The sequence below is a fragment of the Pseudomonas arabinosi genome (assembly GCF_047758675.1).
GTDB classification, from domain to species: Bacteria; Pseudomonadota; Gammaproteobacteria; order Pseudomonadales; family Pseudomonadaceae; genus Aquipseudomonas; species Aquipseudomonas arabinosi.
This window is the reverse complement of the sequence record NZ_CP180480.1, coordinates 1,352,439-1,369,290: the sequence shown is the minus strand read 5'-3', so window position 1 is coordinate 1,369,290 and position 16,852 is coordinate 1,352,439. Positions and strand designations below refer to the sequence as shown.

Here is a 16,852-nt window from a genome sequence, read left to right as displayed (position 1 = left end):
TAACGTGTTCAGCATCGAGTTCAAGGCAACACCACCATGGCCAAGCACACGCCCCCTATCGACTGGTTCCACCGCGCGCCCGACGTCGGCGGGCTTCAGCGTTTCGAAGCGTTTTTTGCTGGTCACGGCTACGACCTTCACCGCCACGACACCTACGCCATCGGCCATACCCTGGCCGGTGTGCAGAGTTTTCAGTACCGCGGTGGCTGGCGCCACAGTCTGCCGGGCGGGACCATGGTGCTGCACCCGGACGAAGTTCACGATGGCGAAGCCGGCACCGAGACCGGGTTCCAGTATCGAATGATGTACATCGAACCGGCGCTGATCCAGCAGATGCTCGGCGGCCAGCCGTTGCCATTCATCAAGACGGGCCTGTCGAACGATCCACGTTTGTTCGCCGCCACCGCCGTGCTGCTGCGAAGCCTCGATTGCCCCCTCGATCCTCTGGAAGAGCAGGATGCGCTGTTCGATCTGGCCCAAGCCTTGAACAGCGTTTCCGGAGTGCCTGCCACCCGCCAAAGCTTCGACTACGTGGCCGCCGAACGCGCGCGGGAATTCATCCACAGCGCGCTGGATCGCACCGTGACGCTGGAAGAACTGGCGCAACACAGCGGTCGCGATCGCTGGAGTCTGTCGCGGGATTTTCGCCTGTTGTTCGGCACCAGCCCTTATCGATACCTGACCATGCGCCGCCTCGACCTGGTCCGCTCGCTGCTGCTCCAGGGCCAGTCACTGGTCAGCGCCGCGCTGATCGCAGGCTTCACCGATCAAAGCCACATGACCCGGCAGTTCAGCAAAACCTACGGCCTGTCGCCGGCCCGCTGGATGAAAATGCACCGCCGCTGAGCCACGCACAATCGTTCAAGAAGCACGCCGATGCGCCGGCTATCGTGGATTTACGATCAACCACGAGAGCTGCTTCATGAAAGCTTACGAAAGCCTGAACTTCGCTGAAAAAATCGCCAGGATCGAACCGTACTGGACGCCTCGGGTCATCGCCGAAATGAACGACTACCAGTTCAAGGTGGTGAAGCTGCTGGGGGATTTCATCTGGCACGATCACCCTGATACCGACGAAACCTTCATCGTGCTCGAAGGGCAACTGCGCATCGACTTACGCGATGGCCACGTGCTGGTGAACGCCGGCGAAATGTATGTGGTGTCAAAAGGTGTCGAGCACAAACCGTTCGCCGAGCAGGAGGTGAAACTCCTGCTGATCGAACCCAAAGGCGTGCTGAACACGGGCAACGAAGGTGGCGAGCGCACGGCGCAGAATGACGTCTGGGTGTGAAAGGCTGGCTGCTTACGGCTGCAAGGTTTTGCCGTCCACCGGATCGCCGATTTTCAGGAAATGCCCGCCCGCCACATGGTGCAAGGTGCGCAACGCGTCTTGCCCTTCGAAGTGCCAGCGACCGTCACTGAACACCCGCTCGTCTGCCTGAGCGGCAATCACTTCGGCCAGGAACAGATCGTACTGCTGGTGATTGCCTGGCTCCGGCAGCAGTCGGCATTCCAGCCAGGCGACGCAGCCTTCGAGCATCGGCGCATCAATCAATTCAGCGCTGAAGGTCGCCAAGCCATAGACCTGGAACTTGTCCCGGCCCTGGTCCCGGGTCAATTCCAGGCCGGACGTCGAACCCACGGTCTGGACAATATCGGCCTGGGCGGCGCAGGGAACATTCAGCACAAACGTGCCCGAAGCCTCGAGCAATTGCCGTGTCCAGGTGGACTTATCCAGCACCACGGCAATTTTCGGCGGCTCGAAATCCAGCGGCATCGCCCAGGCCGCCGCCATGATGTTGCGCTGACCGTCATGGGCCGCACTGACCAACACGGTCGGGCCGTGATTAAGCAGGCGATAAGCCTTGGCCAAGGGAACCGGACGGCGGTGAGAAACGCTCATGATGGCTGCTCCTGGGAAAAACGCCGATTGTAGCGATTTACGGCGCGATGGCAGGCATCAAGTCGCTAACTGATTGGCAAACTGCCCGACCGCGTTCACCACTTTCTGTGCGCCGTCCTGAATCTCGACAATCACCGTCCCCGCCTCTGCCGCCAGCGCCAGCCCCTGTTCAGCCTGGAGTTTGCCCTCGGTCATCAGCGCCACGGCGTTGCGCGCCATGTCCTGGTTCTGCCGCACTACGCCGACAATCTCATCGGTTGCCTGGCTGGTGCGCGAAGCCAATTGCCGGACCTCGTCCGCCACCACCGCGAAACCACGTCCCTGCTCCCCTGCCCGGGCCGCTTCGATGGCCGCGTTGAGCGCCAGCAGGTTGGTCTGTTCGGCAATCCCGCTGATGGTTTTGACGATGGTACCGATCACCAGCGACTGCTCGTTCAGCGCTTCGATGCCTTCACCGGCGGTCTGCATGTGCGTGGCAAGATCACGCATCACGTTGACCGCCTGAGTCACCACGGCGTTACCGCGCTGCGCGCTGCTGTCGGTTTGCTGCGAGGTGCTGTAGGCAATGTTGGCCGCTTCGGCGACGGCTTGCTCCTGATTGACCTGATCGGTAATCACCGTGGCGAATTTCACCACTTTGTAGAGTTTGTTGTTGGCATCGACCACCGGGTTGTAGGAGGCCTCCAGCCAGACCACGCGACCGTGGCTGTCGATCCGTTTGAAACGCTCGGCGACATACTCGCCTGCATTCAAGCGGCGCCAGAAGTCCTGATACCCGGCGCTGTTGGCTTCCTCGGGTTCGCAGAACATGCGGTGATGTTTGCCCTTGATCTGCGCCAGGCTGTAACCCATGCCGCTGAGGAACCGTTCGTTGGCCGCCAGCACGTTGCCATTGAGGTCGAACTCGATCACTGCCGTGGAGCGCACAAGCGCGCCGATCAGGTTCTCATGCTCACGAGACGCTTCGATGGTGCGGGTCAGGTCGCTGGAATAAATCGAGAAGTTCTTGATCTGGCCGCCTGCGGACCGGACCGGCTGCACGATCGAGCGCAGCCAGGCTTCCTGGCCATTGCCACGCAACAATCGCACCGTGCCGGCAAAGTGCTCGCCACGGGTCAACGCGACCTTGAAGCGCTGGTGGAATTCGTCGGACTTCACATGGGCCGGGACGATGTCTTCGATGTGCCGCCCTATCAGGTCGCTGCTTTTGTAGAGCATCTCGCCGATGAAGTTCTGGTTGACCGATTGAATCCGCCCATCGGCATCGAGGGTCAGGACCAGCATCTCGCTTTCCAGACTTTCCTTCACTTGCTGGAGGCTGGAGAGTTCTTCGCGAAGAGCCGACAGCTCCTGCTTCAAGCGTTTGTTGAACATGGGGATACACCGATGGACAGGGATAGAAAGCGGTATGCAGCCTAGCCATCGGCCTGGGGGATATTTTCTGAAGAGTGTTTCAGGGTTGTCCTACAAAAATAGTTAGGCATCTTGATGCGCGTCGTGTCGCCAGAAGCCGAATGGTTGTCGAGACATCGTTTCTTCCCAACATTTCCGGAAACTAAACACCGCTCGACAGCGCTTGTTTAAAACGCCTCTAGGTTACTTCCTGCAAGCTACAACACCTTGCGTCGTTGCCTACGGCTACGCCAGAATCCGCCGGCTTGTGCGCCTTGGGGGCGGTCGGTAACTTGGTTCCTGTCACTGCCCATCAGTGATCGGGTTTAGTCGCTCGCTGGTAATTGAAGTTGCACAAGCTTCTGTCAGACAGGTATTTCCTACCTGCATTTGATGGTGGCTGTGCGTAGGGCACCTTCGGGTGCGCCGGCTTCTTCAATTCCCCGGTCCGACTAACCTGCGTACAGCTGCCACCCCTTCGTTTAGTCGGCGAAGTGTTGTCAGCATCATTCAAGGAATTGAAGATCATGTTCAAAGTCACACCCAACCCGCCAGACGCCGACCCAATCTCCCCCTACGAAAGCTCCGATTCAAACAAACTCAACGAAGCCGCCGAGCGCGCCCTCGACCATCACTTCCCGCCAGCCGACCCAAAACCACCAAAACGCAACGGCCAGCTCTTCAGTGTCAGCCCGGGCATCAACCCTGAAACCCTTCTCGCCAATGCCTCGGAAGATTTGCTGTCCATCAGCGCTATTGCCGCCAACCTCGCCGATGATGTGGACGGCTCACGCCGCTCCGTAGCCCTGGCGCTCAGCCGCATGGCTGACGGCGTGCATTTGTTGGTGGAGCGAATGCTGGATTATCTGGATGAACCCGAGATAGCGGCGATTTTCGCCAAGCAACAAAGCCGAGTCAGCTGATTCGTCAGGCATAAAAAAATGGGCACCCAACCTCGTTGGCGTGCCCATTTTTTATCCCGCTCACCCGCTACGCGGGAAGTCGGTGCCTGTTACGGATTAACGCAGTCTTTCAACGATTTGCCCTGGCTTGAAGCCACGCTACGGCTCCCGACATTAGGCATCCGCGTCCCGAAATACGCGGCACAGCTCACCCCCACAACCCCCATCACCGCGCAGAAAATCACGCAGACCCATGGGCTCCACGGCATCAGACCGATCAGCAACAACGGTGTGATACTCGCCCAGACGGCGTAGGCAATGTTGTAGGTGAAGGAAATCCCCGAGACACGAATCCGCGCCGGGAACAGGCTGACCATCACCGACGGCACCGCGCCGACCACCCCGCAACCAAGGCCGGCCACCGCATACGCCAGACCGATCCAGCTGCCACCGATGATCAGGCAGGTATAGAGCACGCCAATGCCCAACGGCAGCAGCAGGCTATAGAGCATCACCGTGCGCCAGGCGCCAATGCGGTCGACCAGCAGCCCGGCGAGTACACAGCCAATATTCAGAAAGACAATGCCCAAGGCACTCAGGGCGAAGGTGTGGCTGGCGGTCATACCGAAGGTTTTCTGCATCATGGTCGGGGTGATCACCACGAACACCACCACCGCCGAGGTCAGTACGCAGGTGAGGATCATCGCCGGCAGCATGGCCAGACGGTGTTCACGCAAGACCGTGCGCAGCGGCAGTTCGACGGCCGCATCACGTTGCGCCTGCATGGCCATGAACACCGGGGTTTCGCTGAGCCAGCGGCGTAGCCAGACGCCGATTACGCCGAACACGCCGCCCAGCAGGAACGGGTAACGCCAGGCGTAATCAAGGATTTCTGCCGGGGTGAACGCCTGTGCCAGAAACGTCGCCGTCAGTGCACCGATCAGGTAACCAAACGTCAGCCCGGCCTGCAGGAAACCGAGGGCATAACCGCGATGCCCGACGGGTGCATGCTCGGCGACGAACACCCAGGCGCTCGGCACTTCGCCGCCCACCGCCGCGCCCTGGAGGATTCGCAGGGCCAACAGCAGCAGCGGCGCGAAATAACCGATCTGCGCGTAGGTCGGCATGATGCCGATCAGCAGACAGGGCAGCGCCATCATCAGGATGCTCAGGCTGAAGACCTTCTTGCGGCCCAGTCGGTCGGCGAAATGTGCCATCAGAATCCCGCCCAACGGCCGCGCCAGATAACCGGTAGCGAAGATCCCGAAGCTTTGCAGCAGTCGCAGCCACTCAGGCATTTCCGGTGGGAAGAACAGCTGGCTGAGGGTCAGGGCAAAAAATACGAAAATGATGAAATCGTAGATTTCCAGCGCGCCGCCCAGGGCCGCAAGGCCGAGGGTCTTGTAGTCCGAGCGGGTGAACGGCGCCGGGTGCGCGTGGGTGTTGGCGGTCATGAAAAGAACTCTGGCATAGGCGAAAAACCAAGGCGCCCATGGTCTACGCAAACGCGCCAACGGACAACCCGTTAGACCAAAGTCCTAGACTCGTAAAACTTCGTCACAAAATAGAACCGATTGTTTTACTGTTGGCACCTGTCTAGACGGGCCTTTGCGGCCCCAAAGACCACAACAAACATAAAAATTCGAGGTACACCCGTGGCCGCTGATATCGAAGATACCCGCTCCGCCCGCTTTGCCCTGCGCTGCTCAAGTTTTGCCGAACGCTGGTTTCCCGACTCCTGGGTGTTTGCCGCACTGGCGGTGATTATCGTCGCCGTGGCCACTCTGTTCATGGGCGCCAAACCCACCGACGCCGCCATGGCCTTCGGTGACGGCTTCTGGAGCCTGATCCCGTTCACCATGCAGATGGCTTTCGTGGTCATCGGCGGTTATGTGGTCGCCAGCTCGCCACCGGCAGTGAAGCTGATCGACCGGCTGGCGCGGATCCCGAAAAACGGCCGCTCGGCCGTGGCCTGGGTTGCGTTGATCTCCATGGTCGCTTCGCTGCTGAACTGGGGGCTGTCGCTGGTGTTTGGCGGTTTGCTGGTGCGCGCCCTCGCCCGCCGTACCGATCTGAAAATGGATTACCGTGCCGCCGGTGCCGCCGCCTACCTGGGTCTCGGCGCGGTGTGGGCCTTGGGCCTGTCCTCGTCCGCCGCACAATTGCAGGCCAACCCGGCCAGCCTGCCGCCGTCGATTCTGTCGATCACCGGGGTGATTCCTTTCACGCAAACAATCTTTCTCTGGCAGTCCGGCGTGATGTTGCTGGCGCTGATTGTGATCTCGCTGATCATTGCCTACGCCACTGCACCCGGCCCGAACTCGGCCCGTGATGCCAAAGCCTGCGGCATCGATCCGAGCTTTAACCTGCCGCCGTTGCAACCGCGCACCCGCCCCGGCGAATGGCTGGAGCACAGCCCGCTGCTGACGATTTTGCTGGTGCTGCTGGCGGCCGGATGGCTGTTCCACGAGTTCTCGACCAAACCGGCGATCAGTGCGATTTCCGGGCTGAACACCTACAACTTCCTGTTCATCATGCTCGGTGCCCTGCTGCACTGGCGCCCACGCAGCTTCCTTGACGCGGTGTCCCGCGCGGTACCGACCACCACGGGCGTACTGATCCAGTTCCCGTTGTACGGTTCGATCGCCGCACTGATGACCACCGTCAAAGGGACTGACGCTCAGACGCTGGCTCACCACATCTCGACCTTTTTCGTACAAATCGCGTCCCACGACACCTACGCGCTGCTGATGGGCGTGTACTCGGCGATCCTCGGGTTCTTCATCCCGTCCGGCGGCGGCAAGTGGATCATCGAAGCGCCGTACGTGATGCAAGTGGCCACCGACCTCAACTATCACCTGGGCTGGGCCGTGCAGATCTACAACGCCGCCGAAGCCCTGCCGAACCTGATCAACCCGTTCTACATGCTGCCGCTGCTGGGTGTGCTCGGATTGAAGGCGCGGGACTTGATCGGGTTTTCGTTCGTGCAACTGCTGGTGCACACGCCGCTGGTGCTGTTTCTGCTGTGGGCGTTGGGGACGACGCTGACGTATACGCCGCCGGTGATGCCTTAACGCAAAGAAGGGCCGATATATCTATCGGCCCCCACTTCATGTTCGGTCTAGTCTGTTTCAGTATGTATGCGTCCCGAAGCCAAGGGCCCACACGCTGAAAAGGATCTGAGCATGTTCAAATTCGCAGGACTCACCCTCGCGGCCCTCACCCTGAGTGCCGCCGCCCATGCCGATGTCGACCTGAAGCTGGGCAGTACCGAACGCGTCACCCGCCTGTTCGCTTACCCCAACAACTGCAACGTGATCTGCTTTCGCAACTGGACGCTGGAGCAAACGGTCGAGCATTACCTGACCCAAAGCGTGCAGCGCGATGGTTACAGCGCGGCGAAAGTGCTGGTCAAAACCGATAACAAGCAGCTCTACGCCGAAATAAGCGGCGTACCCCGTGGCTATGAAAAACCGTTGGCGGCGTTGCTCGATGCCGGTGATCTCGCCTACACCGGCGCCAGCAAGCTGAATGCCGACGGCAAGTGGGCTTATAGCTGGTATCTGTTCCTGCCACTGGGCATGGCCCTGGAAAACCGCAAAAGCGTTGAACTGTTGCACTTCCCACCCGACTATTCGTTGACCCAGGCTCAGGATTACCTGCGATCCGCCACCACCGATCGCTGGGCCACACTGCTGACTGTCAACGGAATTCCGGCCGACCAGACGCCGGGCTACCAGACCATCATCGACATTGCACCGATTGCAGCGCCGTCAAACGCTGGCAAAGATCTGGAAGGCGTCTACGACTACTTCAAGGACTATCAGACCACGATGGTCAAGCAACTCAGCCAGAATGCCAGTGGTCTGGCGTTGCCGATGGTCGCCTTCGGCGCGCCAGTGCGTAACTGGATCAAGCAGCAATACGGGCCGACCGTGAACGTGCTGGGCCTGGTCAGCATCAGTCCGAGCGACGGGGTGAAAGTGCCAGTGCTGGGTTCCAACCACCCAAGCTACATTTGGTACGCCGCCGACCCGGAAAGCTATACCGGCAGCGATGCCCAGGCCAAGGCCGATGCCGCAGGCCTTAAAGTCATGGGCCAGGATTTGAGTGCCGCGTGCTGGCAGGCCGCCATGGGCCGCCAACCGGACAGCAATCCCGACATTGAACTGAGAAGTTGCACCCAGACCTGGCAAGTGGCCCAGGCAGACAAAACCTGCGAGCTGTTCTACACCTCGATTCGCAACCTGACGCCCGAAAAAGCCGTGGCCAAGTGCGCGACGGCACCGATCAAATCTCAGCTCAAACAGCTGAAAGCTCCGATACCCGCGCCTGCGACCCCTGTTCCGACCCTGTAAAACGATGAACGGCGGATCCACTGTCATAACTGACAGTAGACCCGCCATTTCATTTGCGAGAGGCTTGAGTCGTACCCATGTGTTGCAGAGCTGACAGGATCGTCAGCTGATGGAAGTCGCAGCACCCAGCCGACAAGGATCGTTATGAAAACCCACGCCCTGCACGAGACGCTTGCACAACCTCCCGACGGGATTTATCCATTTGCGGAGCTGCCCGTTCGCCTGGGATTCCCCTCCAGGGCCGACTTCGAGATTATCGACAACACCAACGGATCGGCGGCAGCCGTCGCAGTACTTCGGGATTTTCCACGCATCAGCCGAATTTGTCGGGCTTCGGGGCATCTGCTGCCTTATCGGTGCCGGCATACCCGGCAACTGGCCCATGGCATCCATGTCTACGACCCGCGCTTCTGCGGGCTGCTGCGACACTCCTGCGACCCAAACGTATTTCTCGACATGAGCGAGCTGTGGTTGTGGGCGCTGAAGGACATCAAAAAAGGCGACCGACTGACGATGGACTACGCTTCCACCGAAGACAAACTCTTGCGTCAGTTCGCCTGCCAGTGCGGCTCGTTCGACTGCCGAGGCTGGATCACCGGCTACGATGAATCGCCGAACGCCGACGGCCAGTTGTTTCTGCAGCACTGGCGCCGGCGAAGTCTATGCTGAAGGGCGTTACAACGCCTCGACCGGACGCAGACGGTATTGCGGCGGCAATTGCTCGAAACCGCTAATGGTAGCGTTCAGGCTTTTCCAGCGACCGTCCTTGATGCCATAGATGCAGCCGTGAATAGACAGGCTCTGCCCGCGGTGCCAGGCGTTTTGCACAATGCTGGTGTGCCCGACATTGGCCACTTGCTGGATCACGTTGTATTCGCAGAGGCGGTCGACCCGCTCTTCTTCAGTCGGCAATTTGGCGAGTTCTTCGCGTTTTTCATAATAGAGATCGCGAATCGAGCGCAGCCAGCCGTCGATCAGGCCCAACTGACGGTCCTGCATCGAGGCGCGCACGCCGCCGCAGCCATAGTGGCCGGTCACGAGGATGTGTTTGACCTTCAGCACGTCGACCGCGTACTGAATCACCGACAGGCAGTTGAGGTCGGTGTGCAGCACCACGTTGGCCACGTTGCGGTGTACAAACAGATCGCCAGGCAGCATGCCGACGATCTCGTTCGCCGGCACCCGGGCGTCGGAGCAACCGATCCACAGGTATTCCGGGGTTTGCTGACGGGCCAGCTTGGCGAAGAAATCAGGATCTTCTTTGGTGATTGCGTCAGCCCAGCGCTCGTTGTTATCAATCAGATCTTGTAATTCGTTCATGCAATGAAGCCTCGAGAATGATGCGCTTCTATGACAGACAACCATCTGTCGGGGTCACGCGCCAGATGCAGATACCCGGTTTTCCATGCCGGAGGAATTCTCAGCAGCCCAGGGGGTCCACCCTAGTAAGGCCTACAGTATGAGGAATTGCCATGACTGAATCACGACGTCCGTACGATGCGGTGCAACCCGAGCCCATCGATGACAACGAAGACCGCATGGGTTCGATGCATGAGCTGGATTTCGACGAGGAAGAACCCAGCGCCAAAATCGGCGACGAGCTGACGCAAACGGAGCGTGAACGCCTGATGCCTCGGGAACGCGTACGTGAAGCCGGCATGACCGGGGCCTCGACCGATGACCATGAGTCCACCGACGACGACATGAGCCCGGAAACCCTGATCCGTGAAGACGGCGCACGCGACGCCCACGAAGCGGGTGAAGGTGGCCAGGCCGATTGGGATTTGAGCATTGTCGATGAAGACGACATCGGCGGAGGCAATGGGCTGGATGAAGAGGAACTGGCGCGGCGGGATCCGATGGACGGTAATCGTTGATTCTCTAGCGCCTGACAAGCCGCCTTCGTCGGATCGCCGCCCGGAGCAAGCCCGCTCCCACATTGAATCGGTGTCGTACACAAATGCTGTGATCGACTGGAATCAATGTGGGAGCGGCGGTGCGGCGATCCGACTTGCTCGCGAAGCTTTTAAAACAGCTCAGTCAACGAGGGTGCAGGCCATGACGACCGCATCTTCACGCCCACCCACCGCCGGGTAGTAATCACGTCGACGCCCAATCTCGTTAAACCCATAACGCTCATACAACTTGAACGCGCCACGGTTGCTGTCGCGCACTTCCAGAAAACACTCCCGCGCCTTGGCGTCATACGCCCGGGACATCAAATGCTCCAGCAACGTCAAGCCCAGGCCACGGCCCTGGTTCTCCGGTTTGACGGTGATGTTCAGCAGATGCGCTTCATCAAGGATGATCTGCACCACACCGTGGCCGACCTGCTGCTGGCCTTCAAACATCAGCCATATTTGATATTTGCCCAGCCCATCGAGAAAAATCCCGCGAGTCCAGGGATGGCTGTAAGCCGCGTATTCAATTTTCAGTACAGCGTCCAGGTCCACCTCGGTCATCGGGCGGAACGATACAGCGTCACTCATTCGATTCTTTCCAGCGCGCCATCAGCCGACGCATGGCTTGCCAGACATCAGCCTTACGCTGTGGCTCTTCCATTAATAATTCCAGGCCCGGCAGGGCCCAGACCGAGCCCAGGCCGTCGACCTGGAGTTCACGGTTGAAGGATTCAGCGTTCGCCTCACCGGCAAAACGCACCGCCGGCAGGCCGATCAGCCACACGCAAACGCACGGTGCGTCTTCCAGCCGGGCGGAGAGAAAACCTTGCACGAAGTCGCGAGCCGCTTCCGGGCCTTGATCCATGGTGCCCCGAGACAACAGCGGCCAACGCACCGGCTCGCCGACGATCTGCGGGCTGTCCGGCAGACCGGCGGCGCGCAACATGTCTTTGAGCAACAGATAGGCGGGGTCGCGGGTCTGGAAGGATTCGCCTGTGGGTAACTCCACCAGCAGCAGGCAACGCCCGGCCCGCAGTAATTGCAGGGCGAAACGCGGTGGCGGCACGACTGGCGCCTTGGCCACAACCGGAGCGGCCTGCTCTTCAACCTTGGCATTCGTGCGCGTGCTGGCCAGCGATGGCCGTGGCACCTCGATTTTCACCCGTTCGACCGGTTTGGCCACTGGTTCCACGGGCGAATCAGCCACAGGCACGGGCGCAACCGGAGCAACCGGCGCGACGACCAACGGCTCGGGCATCTCCAGCAATTCGGGGCGCGAGGGCGCTGCAAAGGGCAATTCGGTGCGCGGCAGCCAGTTGACCACCTGCATGGCGGTCAAATAAGCGCGGCGACGGGACTCGATAAGCAAAGGTCGGCCACTTGTGGATAACTAAAGTGCGGTGATTCTACCGCCCTTCGCTCAAGATCGCCCACGCTTGATCGATAGAAAGCCAACTGTCCGTCCCGAGAGTGAATCGCAACGGGCGTGATGCAGTACAATCGCTGCTTTTATTCGTCAACCAGCCGGCCATTCCGATGATCGAACCCAAGCGCGTCTTGCGCGCCCTCGCTGAACACTGGGCACTTCTGGAGCCACTGTGCGAGCACTTCGACCAAGGCACACTGAGCCTCAACGAACTGCGCACGCAACTGGCCGCCCAGCAACTCGACAGTACGCCGCAGGACATCACCAGCCTGCTGGACGTGTGGATCCGCCTCGACATTCTGGTTCCCGTGGCGAAAAGCCCGAACCGTTTCGAGCTCAATGCGCAGATCCACGACTTCCTCGCTTACCTGCGCCGTGAGCACCGTCTGGGCCTGTGCCTGGAGATCGAAGCCTATCTGCGCCATCTCGAGCGCCTGGCCGGTTATATCCAGGACGCCTTCGACATCCGCGACGGCCACGACCTGGCGCGCCAGTTGCGCCTGCTCGACATGCGCGTACGGGACGTATTGAAAAAACTCGCCAACGACGAACAGGCCCTGGTGGCCGTCGCCGAGCGAGCCAAGACCAGCGACCGACAGATTCCCCTGCGTCAGCGTTACGCTGAAGTACTGGCGACCTGGGACGAATACGTCGAGCCGATGATTCAGCTGGTGAACGCCGACGGCGCCTTCGAACAAGGCGTGCGCAAGGTCGAGAACGTGCTGCTGAAAATGCTCACGGAGCAGCAGCGCCTCGGCCATCTGGTCGATGACGACATGCTGCTGCGCACCCACGCGCGCATCCTCGAAATGCAGACCAGCGCCCAGCTGACCCTGCGTCACGCCCGCGAGCTGTTGCTGCCGCTGCGTGAAGAAGCCCGTCGACACAACGCCGTGACCCGCGGCGCGGCGCTGGCCTTGTCGGCCATTCGTCGCAAAGGCATCGATGCGGTGCCACAAGCGGCGATGCCGATGTTCACCCGCCCGCAAAGCACGTTCCTCGGCAGTGCCAGTCAGGTTGAAGCCTACGTTTATGCGCTGGCCCGCTTCGAGCCGAAACCGGCGCGCTTCCCCAAGGCCCACAAGACTCAGAAAGGCGAAGCGCCGCGCGCGCCACGCACGGTTCGGGAAATGCTCGAACGCTGCGAAGACGCCCTGCCGATGCCGGACTTGATGACCTGGCTGCTGGAGCAGGAGCCGGACGGCGCTACCGACGAATTGCTTTACTGGTTCTCGCGCCTGTCGCGGGAAAAGCGCTTCACACGCGAGCGTCTGGAACGCCGCGATTACCACACTCACGAGCATCAGGTCAGCCTGCGCTCCTTCGCCCTGCTCTCGGCCCGCGACACCGCCGCCGAGGATTCTGCGAGCACCCCTCATGCATCTTGATCTAAACGAACTGTCCCAGCTGGCGCCGATCTTTCGCGAGCTGTTCAAGGGCTATCACGTCAGCCGCCGCGACCCCGAGCTGTACGCGCAACTGTCGAACTTCCAGGACCAGTACCGCACGCTGTTCAAGGCGCTGGGCTTTGAACTGGTCTGCGACACCCGTGGTTTCTACTACTTCGTCCCGGACCTCGCTGCTGCGGCGGTGAACAAGACCGCACAACGTCTGGCGCTGTTCACCTTCATTCTCGTCGAGCATCTGGCCGACCAGGGCCGCGATCCAGTCGCCGTGCTCGACGGTGGCAGCCTCGGCCGCGATGAATTGCCATCGCTGCTGGAGAAGTACCGCGACCTGTTTATCCAGGCCGAAGTGCAGACCGTCGAAGAACTCGAAGAAAAAATCATGCGCCGCATGACCCAGCTCGGTTTTGCCGGCGAAGAAAACGGCATCTACCGTTTCCTGCCGCCGATGCACCGCTTCCTCGATGTCTGCCTGTCGGTCCAGCAAGACCGTGACCTGGCCGCCAGCCTGCACAGCGTCTTGCCTCTGCCGGTTCCGGTGCTGATCGATGACGACAGCGACGAAAAGCTTTTGGAAACCGATGACCCGCTCGATCTCAGCGACTTCGCTGAAGAAAGCGAAGAAGACGCCATGGCCCGCGCCATTGCCGAAGAACAGGAGACCGACGCATGAGCAAGGAACGCTACGGCATTCGCCGCTTTGCCCTTTTGAACACCGCCGGTTACAGCCTCGGCCTGTTCCCGCTGGAAGAACCGTTGTCGGTTTACGGCGCGAACAACCTCGGCAAATCCGCCTCGATCAACGCCTTGCAGTTCCCGATTCTGGCGCGCATGTCGGACATGAGTTTCGGCAAGTACAGCCTGGAACAATCCCGGCGCTTCTACTTCGCCTCGGACACCAGCTACATCCTGGTCGAAGTCTCGCTGCCTCACGGTCCACATGTGATTGGTGTGGTCGGTCGCGGCCCGGGCGGTGGTTTCGGTCACCAGTTCTTTGCCTACGCTGGCAAACTGGATCTGGCCCATTACCAGAAAAACGACACCTGCCTGCGTCAGAAAGAATTGTTCACCAACCTTGAGCGCGAAGGACTGAAAGCCTACGAGTTGAAGCCTGATGAACTGCGTCGTTTGCTGGTCGGCGGTCACACCTCGATCCCGCTGGACCTGACGCTGATCCCGCTGCGCTCCACCAGCGAGCAGAGCCTGAAGACCTTCCGCGCACTGTTCATCAACCTGCTGCACATGCGCGAAATCACCGCAGCCAAGCTCAAGCAGCTGTTTCTTGATGCGTTTGAACACAGCCTGCGTTCCGGTAGCGTCGACTACATCGCCGCATGCGAAGAAGCCTTCCGCGATGTCCGTCGCATGGAACAGGACTACAACTCGCTAGTCACTGCCGGCCCATTGGTCGAAGCCCTTGCGGCAGGCGTGACCCAGCGCAATATCCTGCGCGGCAAACTGCACCGGATCTCGCCGCTGCTCGATTCCCTGCTCGGCACCTGGTCGGACTACGCCAGTGCGCGCAAGGAAGAACTGACGATTCAGGCCGAGCACTACCGCAACGAGCAAGACGCGTTGCAAAACGATCAGCGCGGCGGCACTCAAGAGCTGATGCGTCTGGAGCGGGAAATTTCCGGCATCCAGCGCTGGCTCGGCGAGCTGTCGGTGCTCAAGCATCGCTTCGCCTTGGTCACTGACGTCAAAGTCCTTGAGCAGCAACTGCTCGCGGCCAAGGACGCGCACGATGAACTGGCCGGTGCGCTGGCGCAGTCGCGACAGTTCAGCGCCGAAGATCTGGAAGAGCGTCTGCGGGATCTGGAAAAACGCCTGAAGTCGGTGAAACAGCAACTCGATCATGCCGACAACAACAGCTACGCCCGTCTGCGCGAGGAATTCTCGCAACAGGATGTCGAGCGTCTGATGCGCCTGTTCAACAGCGCACTGTTCAGCCTGCCGTTGGGTGAGCACGGTATTACGCTGGACGAGGACGGTCAGTGGGTCAAATCCATGGAGCTGATTCTCGACGGCTTCAAAGGCGAGCGCTTCGAAGTACCGGGACTGTCCATCGACATCTCGCACATCGAGCCGCCGGCCCTGCAAGCCTTGGCTGACCGCGCCGCGTTGCGCGATCAGAAAGAGCGTCTGGACAAAGAACTCAAGCAACTGAAAACCCAGCAAGCCGTGGCCGCCGACCGCGCCGCGAGCAAGACCCAGACCGAAGCGATGTACCAGCAAGTGCTGGATGCGCAGAAAGCCCTGGAAGATTTCCGCCGCGCGCAAACCCTGAGCGCCGAGGAAGGCGACAAACTGGAACAACTGGCGCAGATGGAAGCGGCGCAGGACGAATTGAAGCGCTCCAGCGATGCCTTCACCGAACGCGTCCAGCAACTGTCGGCCAAACTGCAACTGGTCGGCCGGCAGATCGGCGACATGGAAGCCAAGCAACGCACCCTCGACGACGCCCTGCGCCGCCGTCAACTGTTGCCTGCAGACCTGCCGTTCGGTACGCCGTTCATGGACCCGATCGACGATTCCATGGACAACCTGTTGCCGCTGCTCAATGACTATCAGGACAGCTGGCAAGGTTTGCAGCGCAGCGACGGTCAGATCGAGGCGCTGTACGCTCAGGTCCGCCTCAAGGGTGTGGCCAAGTTCGACAGCGAAGACGATATGGAGCGTCGCCTGCAACTGCTGATCAACGCTTACGCACACCGCACCGACGAAGCCCTGACCCTTGGCAAGGCGCGTCGTGCCGCCGTTACCGACATCGCCCGGACCCTGCGCAACATCCGCAGCGACTACGACAGCCTTGAGCATCAACTGGCGCTGTTCAACCGCGAGATCAACAAGCGTCAGGTCTCCAACCTGCAAAGCTTCCGCATCGTACTGGCGCCGAACAAGGAAGCGCTCAAGCACATCGACCAGATCATCCACAGCGCCGGCCAGTACGAAGAAGGCGAAACCCTTTCGGTCTTCGACCTGAGCCAAAGCGCCGATCAGGACAACAAGAACGAAGAAGCCAAGGAATATCTGGCGCGGCTGGTGGCGGCGAACCACAACCAGCTCGGCCTCAAGGATTTGTTCGAGCTGGCGTTCGAGATCACCAAGGTCAACGGTCAGCCGGTTATCCACACCGACATCGACGGAGCGGCATCCAACGGCACCACGATGACCATCAAAGCGCTGACCAACATGTACTTGTTGTTGCACTTGATGGACCGCGACCAAGCCGGTCGCGTGCGCCTGCCGTACTACCTCGACGAGGCAGCGGACATCGACGAGAAGAACCAGGCAGCGCTCTTGGAAACCAGCCTGCAACTGGGCTTCGTACCGATCCTGGCGAGTGTGAAGCCGCAGGTCTGCGCCAGTGTGGCGATTGACCTGGAAGGTGGTAGCGGGCCGAACGGGATCTACATCGATGAGGCGGACTGGAAGTACATTCGTCGTCACGATGAAGTGAAGGCTGCCGTTAATGTTGAAGCGGACGAGCCGGAGCTGGATGCGGTTTGAGTTAAACCGTTAGATACGAAAAGGCCGCGATCCATTGGATTGCGGCCTTTTTTA

At 60.2% G+C, this 16,852-nt stretch carries 15 protein-coding genes and 2 pseudogenes; 10 read left to right on the top strand and 7 right to left on the bottom strand.

Translation table 11 applies throughout. The features are described from left to right. Positions 1–36 precede the first annotated feature (36 nt). Complete coding sequence (locus tag ACMXYJ_RS06290) at positions 37–846, top strand: AraC family transcriptional regulator (protein WP_415759141.1); 810 nt, start codon at positions 37–39, stop codon at positions 844–846. A 76-nt stretch (positions 847–922) separates the two neighbouring features. Further along, entirely contained in the window at positions 923–1,291 is a 369-nt protein-coding gene (locus ACMXYJ_RS06285) for a cupin domain-containing protein (RefSeq protein ID WP_415759140.1), read from the top strand. A gap of 12 nt (positions 1,292–1,303) precedes the next feature. Here the strand turns inward: ACMXYJ_RS06285 and ACMXYJ_RS06280 are convergent, their stop codons facing one another. The 3 genes and pseudogenes from ACMXYJ_RS06280 to ACMXYJ_RS06270 all read right to left on the bottom strand — a co-directional run. Beyond that, positions 1,304–1,903, bottom strand: coding sequence for a flavin reductase family protein (locus tag ACMXYJ_RS06280; RefSeq protein WP_415759139.1), 600 nt, complete (start codon positions 1,901–1,903; stop codon positions 1,304–1,306). Positions 1,904–1,960: 57 nt separating this feature from the next. Continuing rightward, positions 1,961–2,398: pseudogene (locus ACMXYJ_RS06275) on the bottom strand (methyl-accepting chemotaxis protein); the annotation flags it as partial. A gap of 150 nt (positions 2,399–2,548) precedes the next feature. Next, positions 2,549–3,187, bottom strand: a pseudogene (locus ACMXYJ_RS06270) (PAS domain-containing protein); the annotation flags it as partial. 635 nt (positions 3,188–3,822) lie between these two features. Here ACMXYJ_RS06270 and ACMXYJ_RS06265 point away from each other — a divergent pair. Then, positions 3,823–4,218 carry a DUF6124 family protein gene (locus ACMXYJ_RS06265; RefSeq protein ID WP_415759138.1) on the top strand — a complete coding sequence of 132 codons (396 nt, stop codon included), beginning with the start codon at positions 3,823–3,825 and terminating at the stop codon, positions 4,216–4,218. An 89-nt stretch (positions 4,219–4,307) separates the two neighbouring features. Here ACMXYJ_RS06265 and ACMXYJ_RS06260 read toward each other — a convergent pair whose 3' ends face one another. Beyond that, positions 4,308–5,651: an MFS transporter gene (locus tag ACMXYJ_RS06260; protein ID WP_415759137.1), complete on the bottom strand. Its 1,344-nt coding sequence runs from the start codon at positions 5,649–5,651 to the stop codon at positions 4,308–4,310. A gap of 201 nt (positions 5,652–5,852) precedes the next feature. On the opposite strand from ACMXYJ_RS06260, the gene ACMXYJ_RS06255 reads away from it, so the two are divergent. From ACMXYJ_RS06255 to ACMXYJ_RS06245, 3 genes are all read left to right on the top strand, one after another. Then, positions 5,853–7,271 (top strand): short-chain fatty acid transporter, encoded by a 1,419-nt coding sequence (locus tag ACMXYJ_RS06255; RefSeq protein WP_415759136.1) that lies wholly within the window; start codon positions 5,853–5,855, stop codon positions 7,269–7,271. Positions 7,272–7,382: 111 nt separating this feature from the next. Beyond that, positions 7,383–8,555 (top strand): hypothetical protein, encoded by a 1,173-nt coding sequence (locus ACMXYJ_RS06250; protein ID WP_415759135.1) that lies wholly within the window; start codon positions 7,383–7,385, stop codon positions 8,553–8,555. Between the two features lie 144 nt (positions 8,556–8,699). Then, positions 8,700–9,224 (top strand): SET domain-containing protein-lysine N-methyltransferase, encoded by a 525-nt coding sequence (locus tag ACMXYJ_RS06245; protein ID WP_415759134.1) that lies wholly within the window; start codon positions 8,700–8,702, stop codon positions 9,222–9,224. A gap of 6 nt (positions 9,225–9,230) precedes the next feature. Here the strand turns inward: ACMXYJ_RS06245 and can are convergent, their stop codons facing one another. Then, entirely contained in the window at positions 9,231–9,875 is a 645-nt protein-coding gene (gene can / locus ACMXYJ_RS06240; RefSeq protein WP_074880312.1) for a carbonate dehydratase, read from the bottom strand. 152 nt (positions 9,876–10,027) lie between these two features. Here can and ACMXYJ_RS06235 point away from each other — a divergent pair, with 152 nt between their 5' ends. Further along, positions 10,028–10,432, top strand: a complete 405-nt coding sequence (locus ACMXYJ_RS06235) for a serine kinase/phosphatase (protein WP_415759133.1) — start codon at positions 10,028–10,030, stop codon at positions 10,430–10,432. Between the two features lie 159 nt (positions 10,433–10,591). On the opposite strand, the gene rimI is transcribed toward ACMXYJ_RS06235, so the two are convergent. After that, the gene (rimI, locus tag ACMXYJ_RS06230; RefSeq protein ID WP_415759132.1) at positions 10,592–11,044 is read right to left on the bottom strand and encodes a ribosomal protein S18-alanine N-acetyltransferase; all 453 of its coding nucleotides are present in this window, start codon (positions 11,042–11,044) and stop codon (positions 10,592–10,594) included. Continuing rightward, a complete protein-coding gene (locus ACMXYJ_RS06225; protein ID WP_415760684.1) occupies positions 11,037–11,786 on the bottom strand; it encodes an energy transducer TonB in 750 nt (249 codons plus the stop codon). Before ACMXYJ_RS06225 ends, rimI begins: the two co-directional genes overlap by 8 nt. Positions 11,787–11,992: 206 nt before the next feature. Here ACMXYJ_RS06225 and mksB point away from each other — a divergent pair, with 206 nt between their 5' ends. Genes mksB through mksF form a run of 3 tightly spaced genes read left to right on the top strand, consistent with a single transcriptional unit; the run spans position 11,993 to position 16,798 of the window. After that, the gene (gene mksB / locus ACMXYJ_RS06220; protein WP_415759131.1) at positions 11,993–13,270 is read left to right on the top strand and encodes an Mks condensin complex protein MksB; all 1,278 of its coding nucleotides are present in this window, start codon (positions 11,993–11,995) and stop codon (positions 13,268–13,270) included. Then, positions 13,260–13,961 carry an Mks condensin complex protein MksE gene (gene mksE / locus ACMXYJ_RS06215; protein ID WP_008145537.1) on the top strand — a complete coding sequence of 234 codons (702 nt, stop codon included), beginning with the start codon at positions 13,260–13,262 and terminating at the stop codon, positions 13,959–13,961. Before mksB ends, mksE begins: the two co-directional genes overlap by 11 nt. Next, positions 13,958–16,798: an Mks condensin complex protein MksF gene (mksF, locus tag ACMXYJ_RS06210; protein WP_415759130.1), complete on the top strand. Its 2,841-nt coding sequence runs from the start codon at positions 13,958–13,960 to the stop codon at positions 16,796–16,798. Before mksE ends, mksF begins: the two co-directional genes overlap by 4 nt. Positions 16,799–16,852: the final 54 nt, after the last annotated feature.

Coding starts and splice junctions, on each gene's coding strand:
- ACMXYJ_RS06225 (WP_415760684.1), bottom strand. CDS start 11,786: ATGCAGGTGGTCAACTGGCTGCCGCGCACCGAATTGCCCTTTGCAGCG.
- ACMXYJ_RS06250 (WP_415759135.1), top strand. CDS start 7,383: ATGTTCAAATTCGCAGGACTCACCCTCGCGGCCCTCACCCTGAGTGCC.
- mksE (WP_008145537.1), top strand. CDS start 13,260: ATGCATCTTGATCTAAACGAACTGTCCCAGCTGGCGCCGATCTTTCGC.
- ACMXYJ_RS06235 (WP_415759133.1), top strand. CDS start 10,028: ATGACTGAATCACGACGTCCGTACGATGCGGTGCAACCCGAGCCCATC.
- rimI (WP_415759132.1), bottom strand. CDS start 11,044: ATGAGTGACGCTGTATCGTTCCGCCCGATGACCGAGGTGGACCTGGAC.
- ACMXYJ_RS06260 (WP_415759137.1), bottom strand. CDS start 5,651: ATGACCGCCAACACCCACGCGCACCCGGCGCCGTTCACCCGCTCGGAC.
- mksF (WP_415759130.1), top strand. CDS start 13,958: ATGAGCAAGGAACGCTACGGCATTCGCCGCTTTGCCCTTTTGAACACC.
- mksB (WP_415759131.1), top strand. CDS start 11,993: ATGATCGAACCCAAGCGCGTCTTGCGCGCCCTCGCTGAACACTGGGCA.
- ACMXYJ_RS06245 (WP_415759134.1), top strand. CDS start 8,700: ATGAAAACCCACGCCCTGCACGAGACGCTTGCACAACCTCCCGACGGG.
- ACMXYJ_RS06280 (WP_415759139.1), bottom strand. CDS start 1,903: ATGAGCGTTTCTCACCGCCGTCCGGTTCCCTTGGCCAAGGCTTATCGC.
- can (WP_074880312.1), bottom strand. CDS start 9,875: ATGAACGAATTACAAGATCTGATTGATAACAACGAGCGCTGGGCTGAC.
- ACMXYJ_RS06285 (WP_415759140.1), top strand. CDS start 923: ATGAAAGCTTACGAAAGCCTGAACTTCGCTGAAAAAATCGCCAGGATC.
- ACMXYJ_RS06290 (WP_415759141.1), top strand. CDS start 37: ATGGCCAAGCACACGCCCCCTATCGACTGGTTCCACCGCGCGCCCGAC.
- ACMXYJ_RS06265 (WP_415759138.1), top strand. CDS start 3,823: ATGTTCAAAGTCACACCCAACCCGCCAGACGCCGACCCAATCTCCCCC.